The organism is Streptomyces spongiae (assembly GCF_009377185.1).
GTDB lineage: Bacteria > Actinomycetota > Actinomycetes > Streptomycetales > Streptomycetaceae > Streptomyces > Streptomyces spongiae.
This window is the reverse complement of the sequence record NZ_VJZC01000692.1, coordinates 1-4,782: the sequence shown is the minus strand read 5'-3', so window position 1 is coordinate 4,782 and position 4,782 is coordinate 1. Positions and strand designations below refer to the sequence as shown.

The 4,782-nt window shown below is 71.3% G+C and carries 5 protein-coding genes; 2 read left to right on the top strand and 3 right to left on the bottom strand.

Features of this window, described 5'->3' with window-relative positions:
* The 3 genes from FNH08_RS44710 to FNH08_RS44700 form a co-directional block, all read right to left on the bottom strand.
* On the bottom strand, nucleotides 1-563 hold a 563-nt coding region (locus tag FNH08_RS44710), incomplete at its 3' end, for an NADH-quinone oxidoreductase subunit C (protein ID WP_322726455.1).
* Nucleotides 560-1,192 carry an NADH-quinone oxidoreductase subunit B gene (locus FNH08_RS44705; protein WP_152777233.1) on the bottom strand — a complete coding sequence of 211 codons (633 nt, stop codon included), beginning with the start codon at nucleotides 1,190-1,192 and terminating at the stop codon, nucleotides 560-562. The genes FNH08_RS44710 and FNH08_RS44705, both read right to left, overlap by 4 nt.
* Nucleotides 1,183-1,641: an NADH-quinone oxidoreductase subunit A gene (locus FNH08_RS44700; RefSeq protein WP_407704575.1), complete on the bottom strand. Its 459-nt coding sequence runs from the start codon at nucleotides 1,639-1,641 to the stop codon at nucleotides 1,183-1,185. The genes FNH08_RS44705 and FNH08_RS44700 overlap by 10 nt, the downstream gene beginning before the upstream one ends.
* A 255-nt stretch (nucleotides 1,642-1,896) precedes the next feature.
* Here FNH08_RS44700 and FNH08_RS44695 point away from each other — a divergent pair, with 255 nt between their 5' ends.
* Nucleotides 1,897-3,165, top strand: coding sequence for a sensor histidine kinase (locus FNH08_RS44695; RefSeq protein WP_152777232.1), 1,269 nt, complete (start codon nucleotides 1,897-1,899; stop codon nucleotides 3,163-3,165).
* A 208-nt stretch (nucleotides 3,166-3,373) separates the two neighbouring features.
* Nucleotides 3,374-4,723, top strand: coding sequence for a sensor histidine kinase (locus FNH08_RS44690; protein ID WP_152777231.1), 1,350 nt, complete (start codon nucleotides 3,374-3,376; stop codon nucleotides 4,721-4,723).
* Nucleotides 4,724-4,782: the final 59 nt, after the last annotated feature.

Below are 4,782 nucleotides of genomic sequence, written 5' to 3'. Positions count from 1 at the left end.
AGCTGCCCCTTCAGGGGGCCCCACTCGTTGGGGTCGGGGACGCCCGGGGGGAGCATCTGGCGGCGCTTGGGGCCGCCGTGTTCGGACTCGCCCGGCTCCTTGGCGCCCGGCCAGGCCTTGGCCACGCGCGCGGCCAGGACGAAGTCCTTGCGCAGGGGGTGGCCCTCGAAGCCCTCGGGCAGCAGGAGCGGGTCGAGGGCCGGGTGGCCCTCGAAGGTGACGCCGAACATTTCGTGGGTCTCGCGCTCGTGCCAGGCCGCGCCCGCGTAGACCCCGGTGGCGGTCGGCAGGGCGGGGGTCTCGTGCGGGACCGTGGTGCGGAGCAGAAGGCGGCGGACCGGGGACAGAGCGACGACGTGGGCCGCGACGCGGAAGCCCGTGCCTGGCTCGTCGACCGCGCTCAGCCAGTCGAAGTAGGTGCAGCCCAGCGCGGAGTGGGCAGTGCGGAGCGCCTCGATCCAGGATGCGGACGGGACGTCCACGGTGAGGACACCGTACGACTCCTCGGCCGTGGCCTCGGGGCCGAAGAGTTCCTCGACGGGGGCGGGGAGCCAGCCTGTCACCGGTCCCCCTCCCCCGCGGCGGCCGGTGGCGTCACGAGACCGCTCTGCAGCGCGGCCGTCGAAGGGCGCGCTCCATGGCCGTACCGCTCCCCCAGCGACTCGCGCGCGATCTTCTCCTGGAGCTTCAGGATGCCCTGGAGCAGGGCCTCCGGGCGGGGCGGGCAGCCGGGGACGTACACGTCGACGGGGATGATCTGGTCGACGCCCTTCGTGACGGAGTACGAGTCCCAGTAGGGGCCGCCGCAGTTGCTGCACGCGCCGAACGAGATGACGTACTTCGGCTCCGGCATCTGCTCGTACAGGCGCTTCACGGCCGGGGCCATCTTGTCCGTGACCGTGCCGGAGACGACCATCAGGTCGGCCTGGCGCGGGCCGGGCGCGAACGGGATCACGCCGAGGCGGATGAAGTCGTGGCGGGCCATCGATGCGGCGATGAACTCGATCGCGCAACAGGCGAGACCGAAGTTGAACACCCAGAGCGAGTAGCGGCGGCCCCAGTTCAGGATCACCTTCATCGGCTCCGGGGCGAGGCGCGCGAGCGCGCCGAGGCGCTTCGGTTCCGGGAGGAGAACCGGCTCCGCGGAAGCGGAAGCAGTCTCCGGCGAGGTCACTTCTGGCGTCACGTCCATGCCAGGACGCCCTTCTTGTATGCGTAGAGCAGGCCGACGGCCAGGAAGCCCAGGAAGATGAACATCTCCACGAGCGTCGTCGCGCCGTAGCCGGGGGCGGCGAAGACCGTCGCCCAGGGGAACAGGAAGATCGAGTCGACGGCGAAGATCACGTAGAGGAAGGCGTACACGTAGTAGCGGACCTGGGTGTGCGCCCAGCCCTCGCCGACAGGGTCGACTCCGCACTCGTACGTGAGCAGCTTCTCGGGGGTGGGGACGACAGGGCGCAGGAGTCGGCCCGCGCCGAAGGCGACGGCGACGAACAGCACGCCGACGGCGGCGAGCAGTCCGACGACCGAGTAGGACTGGAAGTAGTCCGCCGCGGCCACGGTCCCGGCTCCCGTCGTGGTCCCGGCTCCCGTCGTGGTCCCGTGTTCCGCGACAGCGGCGACAACCGTCGGGTTCGGCACGTCCGTCCCCTCACTCCCTGACTTCGCCCCTGGTGGACTTCGACCGTGAACGCTGCGGTTCGGTGATCCGTACGCACGGGAGTCTAGGCCCTGCTAAAGAGACGGTAAGTAGCCCGTCACAGCTTGAACGGTAACGCGCCCCGGCTCGACGTGCGGAGGCCGCCCGAGGTGCCGGGGATGGTGGGGTTTTCCCCAGGATGGCCGGGCGGTCCGCCTCATGGCGCGGGCAGGGGCCCGCCGGGCAGGCTGGGGACCATGACCGCTCGTATCCCCGTCGGCTCCGATCAGCCGCACCCTTCACGGGACAGACAGATCCCCTGGGTCCCGCCCACCCGACCGCCGCGAACCGGCGGCCCGACGCTGTCCGAACCGTTGCCGCCCGCGCGGTTCGCGTTCGAGGGGCAGACGTGGCGGGAGATCGCGCATCTTCTGGCCAACCTGCCGCTGGCGGTGTTCGGGTTCACGTACGTCGTGACCGTGCTGTTCACCTCGGCCTTTCTGACGGTGACGGTGATCGGCTTCCCGCTGCTCGCGGCCGCGCTGGTGGGTGCCCGGCAGCTGGGGAAGCTGGAGCGGGCGCGGGCCCGGTCGCTGCTGCGGGTGCGGGTGGACGAGCCGAGTCCGCTGCCGCTGCGAGGGGGCGGTGGGTTCGTCTCGCAGGTGTGGATGAGTGTGAAGGACCCGGTGGGCTGGCGCACGATGCTGTACGAGTTCATGCGGCTGCCCTGGGGGATCGTGACCTTCACCGTCACGATCACCTCGTTGTTCGTGGCATGGCCGGTACTGCCGTACGTAGCGCGTGCGCTGACGAACGTGGACCGGGTGATGGTGCGCGGCCTCCTCTCCCCCTCCGAGGAACTGGAACGCCGTATCGCGGAGCTGGAGTCGGACCGGGGGGTCGTGGTCGACACGGCGGCGGCCGACCTGCGCCGCATCGAACGCGATCTCCACGACGGTGCCCAGGCCCGCCTGGTGAACCTCGCGATGGGCCTCGGGCTGGCCAAGGAGAAGCTCCTGGAGGACCCGGACACGGCGGCGGCGATGGTCGAGGAGGCGCACGGCGAGGTGAAGCTGGCGCTCCAGGAGCTGCGGGACCTCGCGCGGGGGATCCATCCGGCGGTACTCACGGACCGGGGGCTGGACGCGGCGTTGTCGGCCGTCGCCTCGCGGTGCACGGCGCCCGTGAAGGTGACCGTCGACCTCGCGACGCGGCCGGCCGCCGCGATCGAGGGCATCGCCTACTTCACCGTCTCCGAGCTGCTGCAGAACGTCAGCAAGCACAGTGGGGCCCGTTCCGCGGCGGTCGACGTGTGGCGCTCGGACGAACGGCTGCTCATCCAGGTCTCGGACGACGGCCGCGGCGGTGCCAGCCTCGACGGCGGTACGGGGATGGCGGGGCTCGCGGACCGGTTGGGCGCGGTGGACGGGCTGTTCGTCGTCGACTCGCCGGTCGGGGGGCCCACGACGGTGACGGCGGAGCTGCCGTGGCGGGACCGGGGGGACGAGGCGGTCCGCAGCCGGTGAGTGCGTGAGGGCTCCGGCGCGTGCCGCCGCCGTACGGGGTGGCGTGCGTCTCGAGTGCCCTTGAGGGATCCCGGAGGGGCGAGGTGGGGAAAACCCCCGCCTGAAGACGCCGACTTCCTTCATGGTCCCGTCGGCTCGCTGCGAGCACTGTGGAACCACGGCACACGACATCCGAAGTGCGGGATCCGAAGAGAAACGGACGGCGGCCATGGCCACGGAGTACGGACACGGGTACGGGAGCTGGGACGGCTCCGGGGCGGTCAGGGAACGGCGGCACCGGCTTCCCGCGGGGCTGCGGGCGCCGTTCGAGGCGCGCAGCTGGCGGGAGTTCGCGTATGTGCTGCTGAGCCTGCCGATCGGCACCCTGATGTTCGTGTACGCCGTGACGATGGTGTCGCTCGGGGCGGGGCTGCTGATCACGTTCCTCGGTGTACCGGTGCTGGCCGGCGCGCTGGCAGGCGCCCGGGGGCTCGGCGCGATGGAGCGTGCCCGGGCGCGTGGGTTGCTCGGGATGGAGGTGGCCTCGCCCGAGCCGCTGCGGATGAAGCGGTCCGGGCCCATGGCGTGGATGGGGGCCCTGCTCAGGAGCGGCACCTCGTGGCGGCACATGCTGTACGCGATGGTGCAGTTTCCGTGGGCGGTGTTCTCGTTCGTGGTGGCGGTGAACCTCTGGGTGTGCGGGTGGGCGATGCTCACGTATCCGCTGTGGTTCTGGGTCTTCCCCATGTGGGTGGGTCAGGACGGTATCCAGTTGTACGGCGATGAGTCGCACCACGTGTATCTGGACAACCCGTTCGAGATCACCGTGACCGCGCTGGTCGGGCTGCTGTTCACCATGGCCACGCCGTGGATCGTGCGGGCGCTGACGATGGTGGACCGGGTGATGGTGCGGGGGCTGCTGGGGCCGTCCCTGCTGGCGACTCGGGTGGTGGAGCTGGAGTCGGACCGGGGGGTCGTGGTCGACACGGCGGCGGCCGACCTGCGCCGCATCGAGCGCGATCTGCACGACGGGGCGCAGGCGCGGCTGGTGGCGCTGGCGATGGATCTCGGGCTCGCGAAGGAGAAGCTGGCGGAGGATCCGCGGGCGGCGGCACGGATGGTGGACGAGGCGCACGGTGAGGTGAAGACGGCGCTGCAGGAGTTGCGGGACCTGGCGCGGGGGATTCATCCGGCGGTGCTGACGGACCGGGGGCTCGACGCGGCGTTGTCGGCGGTGGCGTCCCGGTGCACGGTGCCGGTGCAGGTGGAGGTGGATCTGCCGGCGGCTCGGCCGGCGCCCGCGATCGAGGGGATCGCGTACTTCACGGTGTGCGAACTGCTGCAGAACGTCAGCAAGCACTCCAGGGCCACTCGGGCGACGGTGGATGTGTGGAAGGTGGACGACCGGCTGATGCTCCAGGTGGTGGACAACGGGGTCGGTGGGGCCGATGTGTCTGCCGGGTCGGGGCTGGCGGGGCTCACGGAGCGGTTGGGCGCGGTGGACGGGATTCTGGTGGTGGATTCGCCGGTGGCGGGGCCGACGCGGGTCACGGCGGAGCTGCCTTGGCGCCGGGCCTAGCCGGCGGGCTCCTCTGTGGGCTGTGGGCGCCCCCACTCGTGCGGTGCACGGGTGGGGGC

What these genes read in the sequence shown, in the direction of transcription:
- FNH08_RS44705 (WP_152777233.1), bottom strand. Translation starts at nt 1,192, where the DNA reads ATGGACGTGACGCCAGAAGTGACCTCGCCGGAGACTGCTTCCGCTTCC.
- FNH08_RS44695 (WP_152777232.1), top strand. Translation starts at nt 1,897, where the DNA reads ATGACCGCTCGTATCCCCGTCGGCTCCGATCAGCCGCACCCTTCACGG.
- FNH08_RS44690 (WP_152777231.1), top strand. Translation starts at nt 3,374, where the DNA reads ATGGCCACGGAGTACGGACACGGGTACGGGAGCTGGGACGGCTCCGGG.